The organism is Pseudomonas sp. TH37, assembly GCF_016650735.1.
Taxonomy (GTDB): Bacteria; Pseudomonadota; Gammaproteobacteria; order Pseudomonadales; family Pseudomonadaceae; genus Aquipseudomonas; species Aquipseudomonas farris.
Genome location: NZ_JAEKFD010000005.1, coordinates 151004 through 169760, shown reverse-complemented (window position 1 = coordinate 169760; position 18757 = coordinate 151004). Strand labels below are relative to the sequence as shown.

The 18757-nt window shown below is 60.4% G+C and carries 15 protein-coding genes; 5 read left to right on the top strand and 10 right to left on the bottom strand.

Annotated features, from left to right (window positions below):
* The first annotated feature begins 2 nt into the window (after positions 1-2).
* Both JFU11_RS15165 and JFU11_RS15160 read left to right on the top strand, forming a co-directional pair.
* Positions 3-1340: a dihydroorotase gene (locus JFU11_RS15165; RefSeq protein WP_123720123.1), complete on the top strand. Its 1338-nt coding sequence runs from the start codon at positions 3-5 to the stop codon at positions 1338-1340.
* Between the two features lie 34 nt (positions 1341-1374).
* A complete protein-coding gene (locus JFU11_RS15160) occupies positions 1375-2277 on the top strand; it encodes a His/Gly/Thr/Pro-type tRNA ligase C-terminal domain-containing protein (protein ID WP_201061116.1) in 903 nt (300 codons plus the stop codon).
* 78 nt (positions 2278-2355) lie between these two features.
* Here the strand turns inward: JFU11_RS15160 and JFU11_RS15155 are convergent, their stop codons facing one another.
* A complete protein-coding gene (locus tag JFU11_RS15155) occupies positions 2356-2877 on the bottom strand; it encodes a DUF3617 domain-containing protein (protein WP_030132514.1) in 522 nt (173 codons plus the stop codon).
* 131 nt (positions 2878-3008) lie between these two features.
* On the opposite strand from JFU11_RS15155, the gene cls reads away from it, so the two are divergent.
* Entirely contained in the window at positions 3009-4448 is a 1440-nt protein-coding gene (gene cls / locus JFU11_RS15145; protein ID WP_123720121.1) for a cardiolipin synthase, read from the top strand.
* On the opposite strand, the gene cfaB is transcribed toward cls, so the two are convergent.
* From cfaB to JFU11_RS15120, 5 genes are all read right to left on the bottom strand, one after another.
* Positions 4445-5632 (bottom strand): C17 cyclopropane fatty acid synthase CfaB, encoded by a 1188-nt coding sequence (cfaB, locus tag JFU11_RS15140; RefSeq protein ID WP_201061113.1) that lies wholly within the window; start codon positions 5630-5632, stop codon positions 4445-4447. The genes cls and cfaB overlap by 4 nt on opposite strands.
* Before the next feature lie 199 nt (positions 5633-5831).
* Positions 5832-7742, bottom strand: coding sequence for a cation-translocating P-type ATPase (locus tag JFU11_RS15135; protein WP_123720119.1), 1911 nt, complete (start codon positions 7740-7742; stop codon positions 5832-5834).
* Entirely contained in the window at positions 7739-8797 is a 1059-nt protein-coding gene (locus JFU11_RS15130) for a protease modulator HflK (protein ID WP_201087421.1), read from the bottom strand. The genes JFU11_RS15135 and JFU11_RS15130 overlap by 4 nt, the downstream gene beginning before the upstream one ends.
* Positions 8794-9843: a protease modulator HflC gene (locus tag JFU11_RS15125; protein ID WP_123357098.1), complete on the bottom strand. Its 1050-nt coding sequence runs from the start codon at positions 9841-9843 to the stop codon at positions 8794-8796. The genes JFU11_RS15130 and JFU11_RS15125 overlap by 4 nt, the downstream gene beginning before the upstream one ends.
* Positions 9840-11804 carry a protease modulator HflK gene (locus tag JFU11_RS15120; RefSeq protein ID WP_201121325.1) on the bottom strand — a complete coding sequence of 655 codons (1965 nt, stop codon included), beginning with the start codon at positions 11802-11804 and terminating at the stop codon, positions 9840-9842. The genes JFU11_RS15125 and JFU11_RS15120 overlap by 4 nt, the downstream gene beginning before the upstream one ends.
* 208 nt (positions 11805-12012) lie before the next feature.
* On the opposite strand from JFU11_RS15120, the gene lpdA reads away from it, so the two are divergent.
* The gene (gene lpdA, locus JFU11_RS15115; protein WP_201061108.1) at positions 12013-13413 is read left to right on the top strand and encodes a dihydrolipoyl dehydrogenase; all 1401 of its coding nucleotides are present in this window, start codon (positions 12013-12015) and stop codon (positions 13411-13413) included.
* Positions 13414-13471: 58 nt separating this feature from the next.
* Here the strand turns inward: lpdA and JFU11_RS15110 are convergent, their stop codons facing one another.
* Entirely contained in the window at positions 13472-13945 is a 474-nt protein-coding gene (locus tag JFU11_RS15110; protein ID WP_201061107.1) for an Lrp/AsnC family transcriptional regulator, read from the bottom strand.
* 145 nt (positions 13946-14090) lie between these two features.
* On the opposite strand from JFU11_RS15110, the gene JFU11_RS15105 reads away from it, so the two are divergent.
* A complete protein-coding gene (locus JFU11_RS15105; protein ID WP_201061106.1) occupies positions 14091-14720 on the top strand; it encodes a LysE family translocator in 630 nt (209 codons plus the stop codon).
* A 10-nt stretch (positions 14721-14730) separates the two neighbouring features.
* Here JFU11_RS15105 and JFU11_RS15100 read toward each other — a convergent pair whose 3' ends face one another.
* The 3 genes from JFU11_RS15100 to JFU11_RS15090 all read right to left on the bottom strand — a co-directional run bounded on the left by JFU11_RS15100 (position 14731) and on the right by JFU11_RS15090 (position 18585).
* Complete coding sequence (locus tag JFU11_RS15100; RefSeq protein ID WP_201061105.1) at positions 14731-16863, bottom strand: hypothetical protein; 2133 nt, start codon at positions 16861-16863, stop codon at positions 14731-14733.
* Complete coding sequence (locus tag JFU11_RS15095) at positions 16850-18043, bottom strand: DUF3142 domain-containing protein (protein WP_201061104.1); 1194 nt, start codon at positions 18041-18043, stop codon at positions 16850-16852. The genes JFU11_RS15100 and JFU11_RS15095 overlap by 14 nt, the downstream gene beginning before the upstream one ends.
* Before the next feature lie 164 nt (positions 18044-18207).
* Positions 18208-18585, bottom strand: a complete 378-nt coding sequence (locus JFU11_RS15090) for a DUF6124 family protein (protein ID WP_201061103.1) — start codon at positions 18583-18585, stop codon at positions 18208-18210.
* Positions 18586-18757 lie beyond the last annotated feature (172 nt).

Here is an 18757-nt window from a genome sequence, read left to right as displayed (position 1 = left end):
CCATGAGCAGCGTGCTGATTCGCAATGCCCGACTGGTCAATGAAGGTCGTGAGTTCGACGGTGATTTGCTGGTAAGCCACGGTCGCATCGTCAAGATCGCCAGCAGCATTGAAGGTGAAACGGCCACCGTGGAAATCGACGCCGATGGCCAATGGCTGCTGCCGGGCATGATCGATGACCAGGTGCATTTCCGCGATCCTGGAGCTCCAGACAAGGGCAGCTTCCATACCGAATCCAGAGCGGCAGTGGCTGGCGGCATCACCAGCTTTATGGACATGCCCAACACTTCACCGGCCACTTTGACCCTCGCCGCGCTGGCCAACAAGAAGCGTCGAGCGGCGACGAGTTCAGTGGCCAATTACGGTTTTCATTTCGGCGTGAGCAACGACAATCTCGACACGGTTGCCGCGCTCAATCCTTGCGAGGTGGCCGGGGTCAAAGTGTTCATGGGCGCCTCCACCGGCAATATGCTGGTGGACGATCCACGGATTCTCGAGCGGCTCTTCGCCGAGGTGCCGACCATTCTGTTGGCTCACTGCGAACACACGCCCAGCATCGAAGCCAATGCCGCGAATCTGCGAGAGCTGTTCGGCGAGCACCTTCCGCCCGCCGCTCACCCGCTGATCCGCAACGCCGAAGCGTGCTTTCGCTCCTCCTCAATGGCCGTTGATCTGGCCAGGCAACACGGCACCCGACTTCACGTTTTACACTTGAGCACGGCCCGCGAACTGGCGCTGTTCGAAGACCAGCCGCTGGCACAGAAACGCATCACCGCCGAAGTCTGTCTGCATCACTTGCTGTTCGATGATCGCGACTACCCGAGCCTTGGCAACCTGATCAAGTGCAACCCGGCGATCAAGACTCAGACCGACCGCGATGCCTTGCGCAAAGCATTGTTGAGCAATCGACTGGATGTGATCGGCAGTGATCACGCGCCTCATACCTGGGCCGAAAAACAGCGGCCCTACAGCCAGGCGCCGTCCGGTTTGCCGTTGGTGCAACACGCCCTGCCCGCGTTGCTGGAACTGGTGTCCGATGAGATATTGCCGATCACCACCCTCGTGGCCAAGACCAGTCACCGGGTCGCCGATCTGTTTGCCATCCCCGATCGCGGCTACCTGCGCGAAGGCTACTGGGCCGACCTGGTGTTGATCAAACACGAGCCCGACGGCCTTGCCGTTTCCCGGCAACCGATCCTCTCTCAATGCGGCTGGACGCCCTTCACCCACCATCGCTTTCGCCACAGCGTCAGCACTACGGTCGTGTCGGGGCAAATTGCCTGGCACGACGAACGTCTTAATGACACCTGCCAGGGTTTACCCCTACGGTTTATGCGCTAGCGCACGTTGTCGAAAACATTCGAGAACATCGATCATGATCCATATCACTCTGCCCGATGGTTCATTGCGTGAGTACGATCAGCCGCTGTCTGTGTATGAAGTTGCTGCAAGCATCAGTCTCGGGTTGGCTAACGCGGCAGTGGCCGGGCGGGTCGATGGCGTGTTGGTGGACTGTGGGTTCCTGATCGAGGGCGATGCCCGGGTCAGTATCGTCACGCCCCAGGAACCCGATGGCCTGGAGATCCTTCGCCGTTCCTGCGCGCTGATGCTGGCCATGGCCGTCAAACAGCTCCATCCGAATGCGCAGTTGCGAGCCGGATCGTCGCTGGGTGATGGTTTCTTTTATGAGTTTGCTTTCCAGCGCTCTTTAACTCTGGCCGAGCTGCCAGTTATCGAAGCGCGCATGCATGCACTGGCGGCGACCAATCATTCGATCCGACGGGAAACCGCTCCCCGGGCGACGCCAGCCGAACGGTTAACGCTGTATCGCTTGGGGGGGTTTGAAAGTTTCGCTGAAGGCCCGCATGTTCCCACCACCAAGGTATTGCAAGCATTCACTCTGGACCATATCAGCGGCACGTCGCAGCAACGGATCTACGGCACGTGCTGGTCCAGCCAACAGGAGCTGGACACCTGGCGAGCGCCGCCGCAGGTGATGGTCGTGAACATCGATGAACGTCAGACCGCTTATGCGCACTCGGTGACCCAGGCCCTGCGCCGCCGTGAACTGCGGGCCAACTCGGATCTGCGTAACGAGAAAATCAGCCACAAGATTCGCCAGCACAGCCAGAAAGTGCCGTATCTGTTGGTGGTGGGAGAGAAGGAAAAGGAAGGCGGGTTTGTCAGTATGCGCAGCAGCAGTGGAGAGAACTTCGGGGAGAAAGGGATTGAGGCGGTGTGTGAATTGTTGAATCCGCCCAAGATTCAAGGTGACTAAACGGACGTCATCGCGGGCAAGCCCGCTCCCACAGGGATCGCGTATGACTTTGTGGGAGCGGGCTTGCCCGCGATGCTTTTAGGCTCTTGGCTTCACTGTGCCGCAATCCTGGCCCAACCACACCGCGCGAGTATCGAGGCTACCCTTCTGCTGAATGCCGGTGGCGTTGAAAGTACCGTTGACCTTGGTGGTGAACTCACGATCGCTGAGGAATGTGGCGACACCAGCACCTTGCGCTTTCGGACAGCTGAAACGGAATTTCCATTGGTTGCCGGTACGCTCGGTGATTTCCTGCTTGCAGCCCGATTGTGGGTCCGTCAGTGGAATGTTGTCGGTCTTCACCTGCTCAGGCGTCAGGCACGCCCGAATCCCTTTGCCGCCCATGGTGATGCCCTGCTTCTCCAGCTGCGCGCGCTGTTCAGGGGTCATCTGACTCTGTATCTGGCCGAGAATCAGTTGAAGATCGGGCAGGTTCTGGTCATCGACCTTCATGTTGCTTGAAGTCATTTCCCACAAACCCGGTTGCAACATCTGCGCCTGAGCAGCCACAGGAAGTGCCAAACCAAACGCAATGGCCAAACCCAGCAGACGAACGTTCATCGAGTAACTCCTGATCATTAGTGGCCGTTAGACGTCAGCCACGGGCTTCGGTTCATGGGCCAATTAAATAGCGACATTCTGCCCGGAACATGGTCTGTTAAGCATTGAATCTTCAGGAGCAAGGCTGCCCCATGGATTATTTTGGACCGCATGTTTTCGGTTATCTGATCGCTCTGCTGCACGCGCTGGGCGCGATTGCCGCCATCCATGCCGTATTGACCGTTCGGACCGCTCAAGGCTCGATCGCCTGGGCTCTGTCACTGCTGTTCATTCCCTACCTCACGCTTATCCCTTATCTGGTCTTCGGCCGCAGCACCTTCGATGGCTACATCAAGGCCCGGCGGCAAGCCAACGAAGAAATGCGCAAGGCAATCTCCGAGTTGAACTGGCGCCCCTGGGTAGAAGAGGCACTGGCTGCTCGTGCCTCCAGCGCCTACGCGTCCTTGAGGGCCATGCCGAAACTGGGACGCATGCCGTGTCTGGCGAATAACGAAGTACACCTATTGATCGATGGCCAAGCCACCTTCGATGCGATTTTCGACGCCATCAGCAACGCCCGGCAAGCGGTGTTGATCCAGTTCTTCATCATTCACGATGACCGCCTCGGCCAACGCCTGCACACCTTGCTGACCAAGAAAGCTGCAGAGGGCGTGGCGATTTACCTGCTCTACGACCGTATCGGCAGCCACTCCCTGCCCCATGGTTATGTGCAACCGTTGCGCGATGCCGGTATCGAGGTCAAAGTCTTCGCCACCCGCAGCGGCTGGCTCAACCGCTTTCAGGTCAATTTCCGCAACCATCGCAAGATCGTAGTGGTCGACGGGATTGTCGGTTTTGTCGGCGGGCTCAACGTCGGCGACGAATACATGGGCGAGAAACCGCCCCTGGCGCCATGGCGTGACACCCATGTGCAAGTGCGCGGGCCAGTGGTGGCCTCCATGCAGGAGTCCTTCGCCGAAGACTGGTTCTGGGCGGCCCGTTCGCTTCCGCCGCTGATCCTGCCGGAGGTTTATCCGGACGACGGCGTGCTCTGCCAATTGCTGGCAAGCGGCCCGGCGGATTCCTACGAAACCTGCTCGCTATTCTTCGTCGAAGCCATCCATGCGGCGACGGAACGGGTGTGGATCACCAGCCCATACTTTATCCCCGACGAAGCGGTATTCGCCGCGTTGCGACTGGCCGTGTTGCGCGGTGTGGATGTACGGATTTTGTTGCCGTCGCGGCCGGATCACCGGATCGTCTACGCCGCTTCCAGCCTTTACGCCTTCGAAGCGGTACGTGCTGGCGTGCGTGTGTTCCGTTACCAGCCGGGGTTCATGCATCAGAAAGTGGTGTTGATCGACAGCGAAATCAGCGCCATTGGCAGCGCCAATATGGACAACCGTTCGTTCCGGCTGAATTTCGAAGTGATGTTGCTGACGGTCGACAGTGCGTTTGCTGCCGAAGTGGAACAGATGCTCAACGATGACTTCGCCCAAGCTCACGAGATCGCCAAAGAAGAAGGCCGGGAGACCCACCGCCTGCAACAGATCGGCATGCGGGTCGCCCGGCTTATTTCACCGATTCTTTAAGGGTTGTAAATATCATCGCGGGTCCATGGCAGTTCATGGCTGCCATCGGGATGGGCTTTCACCGCGAGGATTTGATGCAGGTTGATCCAGCCTCTGGCGAAGGCATAGGCGCACCCTGCCAGGTACAACCGCCAGATTCGTAAAGCCTGTTCTGGCACCAGTTTGCCGGCGGCTTCCAGATTGTCTTCCAGGCGTTCGCTCCAGTGGTCCAGGGTCCGCGCGTAATGCAGGCGCAGACTCTCGACATCGACGATCTCCAGCCCCGCGTCGCTGATCACAGCCGATATCATCGACAGATGCGGCAGTTCGCCGTTGGGGAACACGTACTTCTCGATGAACTCACCCGCACCACGCCCGACCGGACGACCGTCGATGTGTTTGGCGGTGATCCCGTGGTTCATCACCAGGCCACCCTCTTTCACCGCGCCGAACAAGGTTTTGCAGTACTCGGCAAGATTCGCATGGCCAACGTGTTCGAACATGCCGACGCTGACCACCTTGTCGAAGCGTCCGTCCTGAGGCAAATCGCGGTAGTCGAGCAGTTGCAGTTCGATCTGATCCTCCAGACCTTCGGCTTTCACCCGTTCGCGAGCCAGTTCCAATTGCTCCTTACTGAGCGTGATCCCGAACACCTTCGCGCCGAACTCACGAGCCGCATACCGCGCCAACCCGCCCCAGCCGCAACCGACATCCAGCAGATACTCGCCTGGCTGCAACCGCAGTTTGCGGCACAGGTGGCGAAACTTGGCTTGTTGAGCTTGCTCAAGGGTTTCGCTGCCGGTCTCGAAATAGGCGCAGGAATACGCCATGTCGCTGTCGAGCCACAGTTGGTAAAACGCGTTGGAGAGGTCGTAGTGGTAGGAGATGGCTTTGGCATCGGTTTCTTTGTCATGAACCGTGCGCACCGGTTGCGCGTCTTCGTCTTCGTTGATCAGCGCCTGACTCCATTCATCGCAGACACGAATCACGTCGCTGATGGAGCCTTCCAGTTCCAGCTTGCCTTCGACGAACGCCGCCCCCAACGCGTCGAGGCTAGGATGGGTGAACTGGCTAACCATGTGGGGATCCTTGACCACAATGGTGACGCTGGGCGTCGGCCCCAGATTGAACTCATGGCCGTCCCAGAGTCGCAAGCGAAGCGGTAATTGCAGATTCTGTAAGGCCGGTGGAAGTTGCGCGAGCATGAAAAGTCCCCCTTGTTTCAGACGTCAAATCTGAGGGTAGACCATCCTTGAAAAATAGCAGGCTATCGAATTAATAGCCTTTTTCTATTCCCGGTGTTGCCTGCAACACTGAAACCATCCAACGGGCGATCGTTGAAAATGACCGCCTTACCCTAGATGACTACAAACCCGGCACACAGTTCTGAAAAGTTGTAGACGCTCACACCTCATCCTTAAGCTTGAGTAGGGGTTCCTGAAAGCGTAGCAAACGCCCGGCATTACCGAGCACCAATAACGTGCTCAAATTGTGCAACAGCGCGGCAATCATCGCCCCTGCCGCCCCAAGCCAGCCGAATGCAGCAAACGCGACGATGGCCAAGGTCCAGCCCAAACCGATGATCACGTTGACCTGCAAGGTCTGGCGGCATTGGCGACTCAAGCGTACGCAGGTTCCGAGCCGGCGCAGGTCGCTACCAATCAGTACGATATCGGCCGAGGCCAGCGCGATGTCCGCACCGCCTGCGCCCATGGCCACGCCGACCACACCGGCCTTGAGCGCCAGGGAATCGTTGATGCCGTCTCCCACCACCATCGGCCGGAACCCGCTGCCGATTTCTTTCAGCACACGATTGAGTTTGTCCTCGGGCAAGGCCTGGGCTTCGACATCGCTAATGCCCACATCCCGGGCCAGCGTATGCGCAACGCTTTGCCGATCCCCGGTGAGCAACAGCTGACGACCCAAACCCAATTCACGCAACTCACTCAGGGCAAACCGCGCCTCGGGTTTGACGCTGTCAGCGAGCAACAGCCAGGCGAGAAATTCACCGTTGAGTGCCAGCCCGGCGATAGGGCCGTCGTGTTCGGGCACAGCTGATGTGGCGATGCCCAATTGTGCGAACAGCTCCGGACGACCGAGGGCCGCCTCGCCTTGCTCGGTCATCGCCACTACACCCAGCCCCTGACGCTCGTGAATGTCGGAGAGCAACAGAAAGTGTTCCTGAGTGACCAACCCTGCCAAGGCGCGGCTGACCGGGTGGCTGCTGGCGGAACCGAGGCTGGCGGCGAGCTTCAGTACGTGACTGCGATCCTCCAGCGGACTGTCGATGGATTGCAGGCGCAAGGTGCCAAAGGTCAGGGTTCCGGTCTTGTCGACCACCAATGACGTCAGGTCAGCCAACTCTTCGAGGAATGCTGAACTGCGAATCAGAATCCCGTGCCGGGCCGCGACTGCCACCCCGGCAATCGCCGTGGCCGGAGCCGACAACACCAGCGCGCAAGGGCAAGCCGCTACCAACACTGCGAGCATCGCTTGCGCATCGTTGGTGACAAACCAGGTCACGGCGGCCAGCAGCAACACCAGCACCATGTAGCTGCCGGCGTAGCGTTCGAGCAAACGGGTGATCGGCGGCTTGGAACGTTCGGCGCTTTGCATCAGCGCGATGACTTTACCCAAGGTCGATTCGTGACCGGTGCGGGTCACTTCAATGCGCAGCAGACCATCAAGATTGATCGCCCCGCCGAACACCGGCATGCCCACACCGGCTTCTATTGGCACCGACTCTCCAGTGATCGAAGCGGTGTCGAGGCTTGCCTGACCGGACAGCACCCGGCCATCCGCCGGCACTCGATCGCCGGCCCGCACCTCCACGAGGTCACCGGCCTTGAGTGTTCCGTTGTCGACTTCAACGACGGACCCGTCAGCCTGAATCTTGCGCGCATGGCTGCGAGTCAGTTTGCCGAGGGCATGAATCGCTTCCTGGGAACCGATTACGCTGCGCTCTTCCAGCACGTGACCGAAGATCATGATGATCGGCAGCAACGCCGCCGTGAGCAGATCGCCTGTGGCCCAGGCGCCGAGCATGGCCAGGGCGATCAGTTGATCGGTGATCCCGTGCAAGCTCGGATAACGCAAGCTGTACCACGCCGAGCGCATGACCGGCACGGCCACCAGCAAGGAAGCGAAACCCAGCAGCAATTGGCTGACACCGGTCTGCTCCGGCGACAACCAGCGCCAGATCAGGCCCAGCGCAAGCAGCCCAAGCGCAAGCATGGCCAGGGTCAACTGGCGCGCGGCGCTACGTTGTTCAGCCGAGGACAACATGCTCGGCGCGGCGGCGGTTTGGGCAGTCATTGCGCAGCTCCCTGAATGATCAGGCGGGAATCGTCTTTCGGATCAACCGTGGTCACCGAGCCGGCCTGCCCGAGAATCTTCGGCATCCGTTCACGGTAAATACGCAGCAGCATTTGCGGGTCAGTGCCCTGCTGTTGCGCCTTGGCCAAACTCAGCACCGTGGCGGTGTCGGCAGAGGCTTTGGCCAGGCGTTCGCTGGCTTGGGCGTGAGCCACTTGCAGCGTGCGGTCGGCTTGTTCGTTGGCAGACTGAGTCAGCTTCTCGGCTTCAGTGCGCGCGTTGGCCACGGCTTTGTCAGCCTGCTGGCTGGCGGTTAATACTGCATTGAACGCGTTCACCGCCGGGCCGGGAAGACTCGATTGCACATCGACCCGCGCCACTTCAATGCCCACCCCCTGCCCGGTCGCCGTCAGTTCGGCCAAGCGCTGATTGATGCCCCGCACCAGATCGCCGCGTAGACGTTCGCGGCGCTCAGCGGCCTGGCTGTCGGCACCGATCAGTTCCGGTCGAGCCACCAGAATGGTGTCCAGATCTCGTGCGGCGGTGAGCGCCACAGCACTGCGCGTCGCCAGCCGATCCAGAGCCGGCAGCACATGCTCACCCTGAAGGACGAAGGCATAGGGCTCGGTGACTTTGTAGAACACCCGCACATCCAGTTGCACGACGCCCGCATCACCGGTCAATAAATAACCAGAGCCGGCGAGCGCATCGCTGATGGGCGTGGCGAAACTCGCGACTCGATCCGCCTGCAATGCAGCATCGGTGCGCAGCAGATTTTCCACCCGACGCTCGATCACCCGATCAGCCGCAGGCAACAAGATTACCTGCTCGAACGGACGCGGCCATGCCAACAATAAACCGGCATTTTGAATGCGATCCAGCGCGCCGAAGTGCAGCACCACGGCACGATTTTGCGGGTCGATCTGCCGCACATTTGAGAATGCCCACGCCAAAGCAGCCAGTACAGTCACGGCGTACAGCGCCAAAAAAGCCAAGCGCCCGGCCTGAATCCAGGGGCTGCTCAACTCATTTGTTCCACGTGGAACTAAACTCATGGCTGCGACCCGGACTTGTTATCGAGCGTCGGCGGGCCATCAACCAACACCCGGAACGGTGCAGCATCAGTGCGCAAAATCAGTTTGGTGCCCGGCGTGACGATGGTGCCCAAGGTGTCGAGAGAGCGCAGCAAGTTGTAGAGCTGCGGCGAACCGGCGTAGGCACGGCCGTAAATCTGCGCGGCTTCGACGCGGGATTGGGCTTCGATGTCCGCAGCTTTCACTGTCGCATCGGCTTGCACGATTCGCGCATCACGCTCGGCCGCAGAGCGAATTTGCGCAGCTTCGCGCTTGCCGATGGCCGTGCGTTCAGTGGCGATGGTTTCACGCTCGGCGCGCATACGATCGACAGTCGCGGTGAGCGTCACCGACGGCAGGGTTAAACGCTCGATGCCGACTTGCAGCACTCGCACGCCATAAGTGGTGAGCAACTGTTGATCGATCTGCTGACGCAGCTGCGCTTCAAAATCGGCGATGCGTACTTGGTTGGCATCGGTGTTCACCAGGTTGGCCAGATCGAAACTGCTGGCGGTGGTTTCCAGCGCCGAGCCGACAAAAGTGCGAATCTGCCGCGCGGCTTCATCCGGCTGGTTCTGTACGGCGCGCATAAAGCGTTGCACGTTGTCCGGATCACCCTGCACCTGCCAGGCCACGTAGGCTTGCACGATGATGCGCAGGCCATCGCGTGTGCCCACATCCTGCAAACCACTGGAGGTGGTACGCAGCCGCAGATCCACCGGGATCGCCGCCTCGAACGGTGCCGGCCAGCGCCAGCCAAGACCCGGTTCCAGCAATACCCGCGATGGATTACCGAAGCGAGTGATGACCGTGGCCTCTCCCGAACGCACTTGCACCAGGCTCGCCGCTGCAATGGCAAACGCCACCAGCAACGCCGCCCAACCCATTCGCCGCCACGGAAAAGGGCCAGCTTCGTGAGGTTCACCGTGGTGATGATGGTGATGGCCGTGGTGATGCCCGCCATGGCCGTGATCGTGGCCGGCGTGGTCATCGTGATCGCGATTGTGTGTAGGCGTCGGCTGGCTCAATGGATGGCTCCTGGCTGAGCGGAATTACGCGGCGGCGCAGGGTCAGCCGGCAGCGTGAATGTACGTAGGTCGATGGTCGGCGCATTGCTGCTGCCGCCCAGACGATGATCGAGAACCAGCAGCTTGGCGTTGGCCAAACCTTGGGTCAGTTGACTGAGGTATTGCTCCAGCACAAAGGCCTGGCCGGCGCTGGAAAAAGCCTTTCGCTCGGCGGCAAATTTCAGGTCGGCGGCCTGAGCGCTGGAGTTGATTTCATGCGCACTGGCCGTGGCTTGATCGCGAGCGATACTGGCCTGCAACTGCGCCTGGTTGGTCGCCTCCGCCGCTGCACCGCGCTCACGGGAAATCAATGCCTGAGCACCAATCTGCGCCGCTTGCACGCCGTGATAAGCGTTGGCCGCCCCCGCTGGCGGGTGGATGGCTTCGACCACCGTGGCGAGAATTTCCACGCCGCTGTCGAGTTTTTGCAGGTCAGCCTGCACGGCGCGACCGATCTCTTCAGCGAGCCCTACCCTATCCTCGCCGAGCAAACCATCCAGGGTTCTCGAAGCGAAATCGTGAACCAGAATCCGGCTGGCGGTGCTGCGGATTAGCGTTGGCACATCGGCGCTGTTGTACGTTGCTGCCAGCGCCGCCTGATCGCTCAGGCCGATGCGATAGACGAAGCGCACGTCCATGTTGACGATCTGGAAGCTTTGCTTGTCGGCGCGGCTGCTGGCGATGACTTGGGATTTGTCGTTCACGTGGCTGGCGTCCCACAAGCGATTGGCAATCGCTGGTGCCGGGCCTTCGGCTGGTTCGGCCTCGACCGGTGCCGACGTTTCGCCCACGCTGGTGGCCAACTCGTGGACCACACCGTTTTCGACGCTCAGCACGCGGCCCAGCGGCCACGGCAAACCGGCGTGCAAACCAGGACCGAAAACTTCCACCGGTTTGCCGAAACGCTCATAGATACCGCGCCCTTGCAGCGCAATTTCGTGAATGCCGGTGAGCGACCAACCGACGATAGCCACCACCGCCAGCACCGGCAAAAACGCCCGGCGCATGTAGGTGAAGGCCCAGATTTGTCGCAGGTCGATACCGAAGCGGTTGTGCAGTTCGTGCTGCAATGCGAGCAAAGGCTGCGGCGGCCAGCGCAGCATGTCGGCGACGAAGCTTCGCGCCAGCAAGGCCGGTTCAAGTTGTTCACGACGGGGACTGAACAGCGACAACACGGCACGCAGCAGCAACTCGATGGCGACCAGCCCCGGCAGCAAGCCGATCAGCACCGCCAGACGCACCGGCCAGACCGATGATTCGCTGCCGAACAACAAACACAGGGCGCTGAGCACCAGGCAAATAATCGCGACCCGCGTCAACTGCGCCAACGGCCCTGCTTCGGGCCACTGGGCGACGTTTTCCTGCGCCAGTTGCCGTTCCAGCACCAGCAAACCGAAAGCCAGCAGCAACGACAGCGCGGCGCCGACACTGGCCGACAACCCCAGCGCAGCGGGCGGCAAGGTCGGATTCCAGACTTGCCCGACGCTGTACAACGTCAACAACGCCCAGCCGCCAAGCCAAAGCGTCGGTGCACCGATCTGCCCCAGCAAGCGCAACCAACGCTGACTGATCCGATCCAGCAACCGCTCGTACCAGCCTTCACCGGCAACGACTTCCTCAGCGACAACCACCGGCACTAACACAGCCGGATTCATCGCTCTTGCGCGCCATTGCGTCATCCACCATGCCGATTGCAGGCCAGCGACCAGCACCAGCAAACCAGCGCTCTGATTGACCAGCAACGCCGGCCAAAGCGATTGCGGCGCAAACAGACCGACAAAAAACGCCAACACCAACCCTGCGCCAGCCAAGGCACCCAAACCGATCGCGAATTGCCGCAATCGCCGTCCTTGAATGACCGCCTGCTGAAAGCGCGGCAGCCCTGCTATCTGTGCTCCATCGCCATCGAGATCGACTTGCATACCACCCCAGCCATCGCTCACATCACAATTCGTTACGATATAACGAAAGTGGTGAAATATTCGTCGTAAATCGCTCTATCTAAAAGCGCTGAACCTGTCGCCAAGCTGAAGCCTTGACCGAAATGGCTCGAAACGCACATATTACGTTCGTAATTTTTATCCAAGGCTACTTTTATCGATCCTGCCCCCTTTCACCAGGAGTACCACTATGAGCACCTATGACGTCGTGATTCTGGGCGCAGGCCCCGGCGGTTATAACGCAGCGATCCGCGCCGGCCAGCTGGGCCTGAAAGCGGCATGCGTGGAAGGCCGCGCCACCTTGGGCGGGACCTGCCTGAATGTCGGCTGCATGCCGTCCAAAGCCCTGCTGCATGCCTCCGAACTCTACGACGCGGCCATGGGGGCGGAATTCGCCAACCTGGGGATTGAGGTCAAACCCGTCCTCAACCTTGCTCAAATGATGAAACAGAAGGATGAAAGCGTTACCGGGCTGACCAAAGGCATCGAGTTTCTGTTTCGCAAAAACAAAGTCGACTGGATCAAGGGCTGGGGCCACATCGACGGGCCGGGCAAAGTCACGGTGACCGACAGCCAGGGCGTCAAGACCGAGCTGAGCGCCAAGGACATCGTTATCGCCACCGGTTCCGAACCCACTCCCCTGCCCGGCGTGGACATCGATAACAAACGCATCCTCGACTCCACAGGCGCCCTGTCGCTGAACGAAGTACCGAAGCACCTGGTGGTGATCGGTGCCGGGGTGATCGGCCTGGAGCTGGGCTCAGTATGGCGGCGCCTGGGTGCTCAGGTGACGGTGGTCGAATTTCTCGACCGTATCTGCCCCGGTGTAGATGGCGAAGCGGGCAAGACCCTTCAGCGCTCATTGAGCAAGCAAGGCATCAGCTTCAAGTTGAGTTCGAAAGTCACCAGCGCCACGACGTCGGCGAGCGGTGTACAGCTCAGCGTCGAACCGGCCGCGGGTGGCACCGCCGAGTTACTTGAAGCCGATTACGTGTTGGTGGCCATTGGTCGACGCCCTTATACCCAAGGCCTGGGGCTGGAAAACGTCGGTCTCGCCCCGGACAAACGCGGCATGCTCGCCAATAAGGGCCACCGCACCGAGGCCGCTGGCGTCTGGGTTATCGGTGATGTGACGTCGGGGCCCATGCTCGCCCACAAGGCCGAAGACGAAGCCATGGCCTGCATCGAGCAAATCGTCGGCAAGGCCGGCGAGGTCAATTACGACCTGATCCCCAGCGTGATCTACACCAAACCGGAGCTGGCCAGCGTCGGCAAGACCGAAGAACAGCTGAAGGCCGAAGGTCGCGCCTATAAGGTCGGCAAATTTCCCTTCACCGCCAACAGCCGGGCGAAGATCAATCACGAAACCGAAGGCTTCGCCAAAGTACTGGCCGATGAGCGCACCGACGAAATCCTCGGCGTGCACCTTGTGGGCCCGAGCGTCAGTGAAATGATTGGCGAATATTGCGTCGCCATGGAGTTCAGCGCCTCGGCCGAAGACATCGCCCTGACCTGTCATCCACACCCGACCCGCTCCGAAGCCTTGCGCCAGGCGGCAATGGATGTGGAGGGGATGGCGACGCAGATGTAGAAAGATCAAAAGATCGCAGCCTGCGGCAGCTCCTACGCAGGCTGCGATCTTTCACTTTTCAGATGGGCAAATGCTCCAACGGCAATGCCCCCGGCGTCTTCACCGTGTGAATCGCAAAGTTGCTGCGGATGTCGCTCACACCCGGCAATTTCAGCAGTCGCCCGGTGAGAAAACGGTCATAGGCGCGCAAATCCGGCACCACCACTTGCAGCAGAAAATCTGATTCCCCTGACACCAGGAACGCCGAAATCACCTCAGGCAATGCCGTCACGGCCAGGCGAAAGGCTTCGGCCTGTTCATCGTTGTGTCGTTCGACTTTGACCCCGACAAACACTGTCAGTCCAAGGCCCACTTCATCTCGATCCAGATTGGCCTGATAGCCGCGAATCACTCCCGCTTCTTCCAGCATCCGTACCCGACGCAAACAGGGTGAGGCGGACAATCCGATTTCGTCAGCCAATTGCACGTTGCTCAGGCGACCGTCCCGTTGCAGCGCCGCGAGAATCTTGCGGTCGTAAGCGTCCAGTTTCATGGTTTGGCAGATCCCGATGGTTCGATCGTCACAAAATGGCAGGTTATGCCAAATATGGAAGCTTTAGAAGCTGACTACGCAACCACCTGCCCTGCTCTTCAGCCATAGACTGATCCCACCAAATCGACAACGAATGGGGTGCAACATGGCAGGACTCTGGCTGTTTTTCATGGCTCTGGCGGTGGTGTACCTGTTGCCCGGCCCGGACATGATTCTGCTGTTGCAGACCGGCGCGCGTCAGGGCAAAGGCGCGGCGCTGGCCACGGCGTTGGGGTTGGGCATCGCGCGTGGTTGTCATGTGGCCTTGGCGGCGTTGGGTTTGGCGGCGCTGTTCAAGACGGCGCCCTGGACCTTCGACGTGGTGCGCCTGATCGGGGCTGCGTACCTGCTGTGGATCGGCATTCAGTGCCTGCGCACCACGATGCTGCCGAGCTTGAACGGGACAGACGCAACCACCGAAAAACCGCATTGGCGCGAGGCGATCCAGCGCGGTTTGCTGACTAACCTGCTCAACCCCAAGGCGCTGCTGTTCTGCTCGGTGCTGTTGCCCCAGTTCATTGAGCCGCACGCCGGGCCAGTGCTCACGCAATTTGCAACGCTGGGCGTGATGCTGGTCGGTGTCGGGTTGTTGTTCGACAGCGCCTACGCGCTGGTCGGCGCAGCACTGGGCCGCTGGCTGCAACGCAGTCCATCGGCCCAGCGGGTGCAGCAGTGGTTGTTCGGCAGCCTGCTGATTGGCTTCGCGGTGCGGCTGACCTTTGTGCAGCAGGCTTGAGGCTTGAAGGTTATCGCGCTCTTCGACGGCGGCGACTGATCAACAGCAAAGCCGCCGCCGTGATCGCCACAATAGCGCCTACCTGCACCGGTTTCTTGTAGGGCCGCAGCATCGAACGCGTAGCATCGGTGGCCTGGGTGACATAACGTTTGCTGGCGTTTTCAAAGTCGGGATAAGGGCATTGGTGACCGAAGTTCTCCGCCCAATCCACGTACGGGCCTTCTTTCACATACCGTTGATAGAAGGCACTTTCTTCTTCAAGGCTGGTGTTCCACCCCGCCGCTGCACACAACACCGCCGCAAAAGCCTGGCTGGTATGGGGCAGATTATCGGCAGCACGACTGGCCAAAGCCGTTGCGACATAACGATAGTGATAGCGCTCATCGGGTTGAGCGGCGCTGGCTTGCTGACGCAAGACTTCATCTTCAGCCACTAACGGGCCGACCTTTAGCTCACGGCTCTCAAGGCTGTAATTACCGCCGAACGTGGCGTAATCGGGCGCCATTTCGTAGCCGAGAAGCTCCATTCCCCATTGGCGTGCCGTCGAAGCGGCGTTGAACAACGCCGCGGCACGTTTGGTCGGCCACCAGGCAGCGTCTGCCTCCTGACGCAACTGCCCATACGCCTTAGCCTTGTTTTGCAGATCGACGTTGTCGAAGTAAGCCGGTGCTTCGTCGTAACGTTCTTCACGCAGCAAGCGCCGCCCGAGCAGATTGCGCAGGTTCGCAGCCACCGACAACGGCACATAATTGTCGCGATCCTGCTGGCTGAGCGGCGGCGGTGCGGGCACCTGAGTGTCGACGTACTGCTTGAGTTCATCGAGGGTCAGCACCCGCTCGGCAACGGTGGCCGCGTCGTACCAGTAAATGTTCTGGCTGCGATAGAGCTGATCAAAGGCTTGCAGATAATCGCCGCGTTGCAGGGCCAGGATCGCGCTTTCGCCGTCGACCCGGCACTTGGGCTGCACCGTTTCGTGATCCCAGTCCGGGGTCCGTCGTTCGCCCCAGGACTCGTTCTGCGGGAAGGCCTGGGCTGCCTTGGCATACGCCGCGGCGGCAGCGCTTTTGTCGCCATCACGCAACGCGAGTTTCGCCCGCAGCCACCAAGCGAGACCGCCGTCACCAGCCTGTTCGAGGAAGGCTTTGGCACCGGCGTAATCGCCCTGTTGATAATTCATCGCCGCCAGGCGATCCGCGTTATCCAGGCTGCCGCGGGTGCTGTTTTGCAGCAGTTTGATCAGTTTCTGTTCGTTCGGCGGTTGATCACCGAATGACCAGCCCAATCGACTGATCAACGACGCCGTCACCAGTTGCTGCACCGCTTTGCCCTTGAGCAACACGGCCAGTTGATCGTCGGGCATTGCCATCAGATCAGCCATCAACAACTTCAACGAGCTGTAGCCCACCGCCGAACCGTGGAGGTTTTGCGTGGCGTAGAGTTCGATAGCGCTATCCCAGTCGCCAGCGGTGCGGGCCACTCGCGCTTCTTCGCCGAGGCTAGCAACACCCAGTTCCAGCGGGTCGCTGAAGCCGCCGATGCTCAATTGACGAGTCTGCTCGAAGGCCTTTCGAGACTGAGCCAACAGGTCGGGCCCCGCGCCCGCCTCTGAACTCATGGCAAACAGTGCCCGCCCCAACGAGTAAGCCGCCCAAGTACTGCGCAACGCACGTTGATCCGCCGGCAGCGCCAGCACCTTCTGGAAGTATTCGGTGGCCAAACCATGGTCACCGGCGTTGAACGCCACAGCGCCCGCCAGATAGAACATGTGCTCGGTCGGCAGGCTCGCGCCTTGCTCTTCAACCTGACGGGCATCGGTCAGGCTGCGCAGCTGTTGCACCAGCGCTTGCTGCTCAGGCGTCAGACCGGCCTGTTCGGCGGTGTTCCGCTGACCCGCGTAATCAGGCGCATCGCCGTAACCGTCCCCCGGAATGTTGGTGGCTGCGGTGACATTTTTCAGTCCCGCGATGGCATGCCCGAGACGGTTGATCTCGACATTGAAGTTGCCTTCCGGCAGCTCCGCCAGCGACTGGCCACGGTTGTCCAGCAGCCGCATGGGGAAGTCCGGCCCGCAGGCCAGCGCCGAACCCAACGGCAGGCTGAGGCTCAGGCAAAGCATATGGCGGGGCCAGTTACGGGTGAACATTCGAACCTCCTTGATCAATATTTGCGCAGCGTGCCCAACCGATGGCGCGCTGCCCGCCGGCGGGGATTCGACCCTCGCGCAGGCGGGTGAAGGTAAGCAGATCCGGGCGTTGTTGCAATGCATAACCAGCCAATGCATCGGCACCATCGCAGCCCTGCACCGCCAATGTCAGGCGTTCGGGCCAGGCGCTGTCGAGGTTGCCTTGGTTGCTGACGCTGATGTCATAGAGGCCGTCCTGCGCCGAGAGCTTCAGCCCCACGCGGCTGTCGAGCATATCGCCACGCGCCACAGCGATTAGCGTCGTCAGGCTCCAGGCCCTGCGATCATTGGCCAGCGGCAGGCGAAACCAGATCAGCCCGGCCAGATGAGCCGGTGGATCGGCGCGTAACTCGGCGCCGAGTTTGCTCAGTTGCAGCGGATCCGCCAGTAACTCCCGTCGATCGCCTCCCCGGTCGATAGACACTTCGCTTTCCACCACCGGCGCGCCACCGGTCCCCGACAACAACGCCACGCCATAAGCCGGCAGCGCCAAATAAAACGGTTTCGAGGTGATACGGCTCCAGGCCTTGGCCCACTGCCGTGCCTGATCCGGGTCGAACAGCCCACGCCGTGGATCGCTCACCGCATGCACCTGCAATACGCTGCTGTCGACCGCCGCCAGCAGCGCCGGCAATTCGGGGCTGTCGAGCCAGGCCGGCAACGCGGTGATGCTCAGTGGCAAGGAGGCCGGCAGAACAGCGCGCAAATGCGTGAGGAATTCGCGGTAGGCCGGTAGCCGTGCGTTACCCGCATCGTGGTCGATTTCCACGCCGGAGAGGATCAGCCCCTGTCCTTGCCAATCGCTGAGCACCTGCTGGATGTGCGCCGTGACCTCGTCCTGATCCAGCCTCTTGAGCTGGCCATCCAGACGAATCACTGCAATCAGCGGCCGGCCATCACGCTTGAGCAGCACCGGATCAATCCGCGCCCGGCTCCAGCCAGCCTGCGGAAACGCCTGCAAGGCCAGTACGCGCAAGGTCGAGAAATCGGCGTGGCTGTCGCGCAACGCGGCCTCATGGGCGGGCGTCCATTGCCGTTGCCAGACATAGAGTTGCTGATCGAGCGGTGGCGCGTCCGGTCGCTCGCAACCGTTGAGCAACACCGCTGCCAGCAAAACGATCAAGCGTGTGAAAAAAACCATGAAAAACCTTATCCCTGAAATACAAAAAGGGCCTCTCAAGGCCCTTTGTCGCTCTGCTCGTTACCCTACTCAGCCATTGGCTTGCGGGCAATCATCACCTGAATTTTCGGTACCAAGAACTACTGGAAGAGAAATCCCTCGCCACAGTTCGCTCCTACAGGGGATTAGCTGTGTGGCGCAGGTTTTGGTATGGCAACGTTATCCAGCATCCGGTTCACCGCCAGTTCAGCCAGCATGACGATCTGTTGAATCGCCATCGCGGTGTGCCGGTGCGGCCCTTCCAGATACCCCGCAAAATCACTCGCCATCACACTGGCCTGGGCCAACGATTCACAGGTGTGGGCCAACAGGTCTTCGTCTTTGATATCCGGCGCAACCATATACATCGTGCTCGGCTTGCGGGCCACGGGTGATTTTAGGGCGGAGGGGTTGAGGTAGTGATCGAGCGCGCGGTTAGCGGCTTCGTGGAGTTTTTTTGAATCGAGGGATTCGTAGGGGGAAGTGCTGTCCGCTTCGGGCGGATTTGGTGTCGGCTTAAACATGGCAAAGATCCTTAAAGAGATGGAGCTGCCATTTTTCGTTTTCCAGACGAAAGGGGTGGCAGCTGTACGCGGACTGGAAAAACCGGTAAAGGATCAACCCCGGCAGACCCGAAGGTCTCCCACGCACAGCCGCCATAACTGCAGAGCTGAAAAAGCGCCGCATTATGTCATC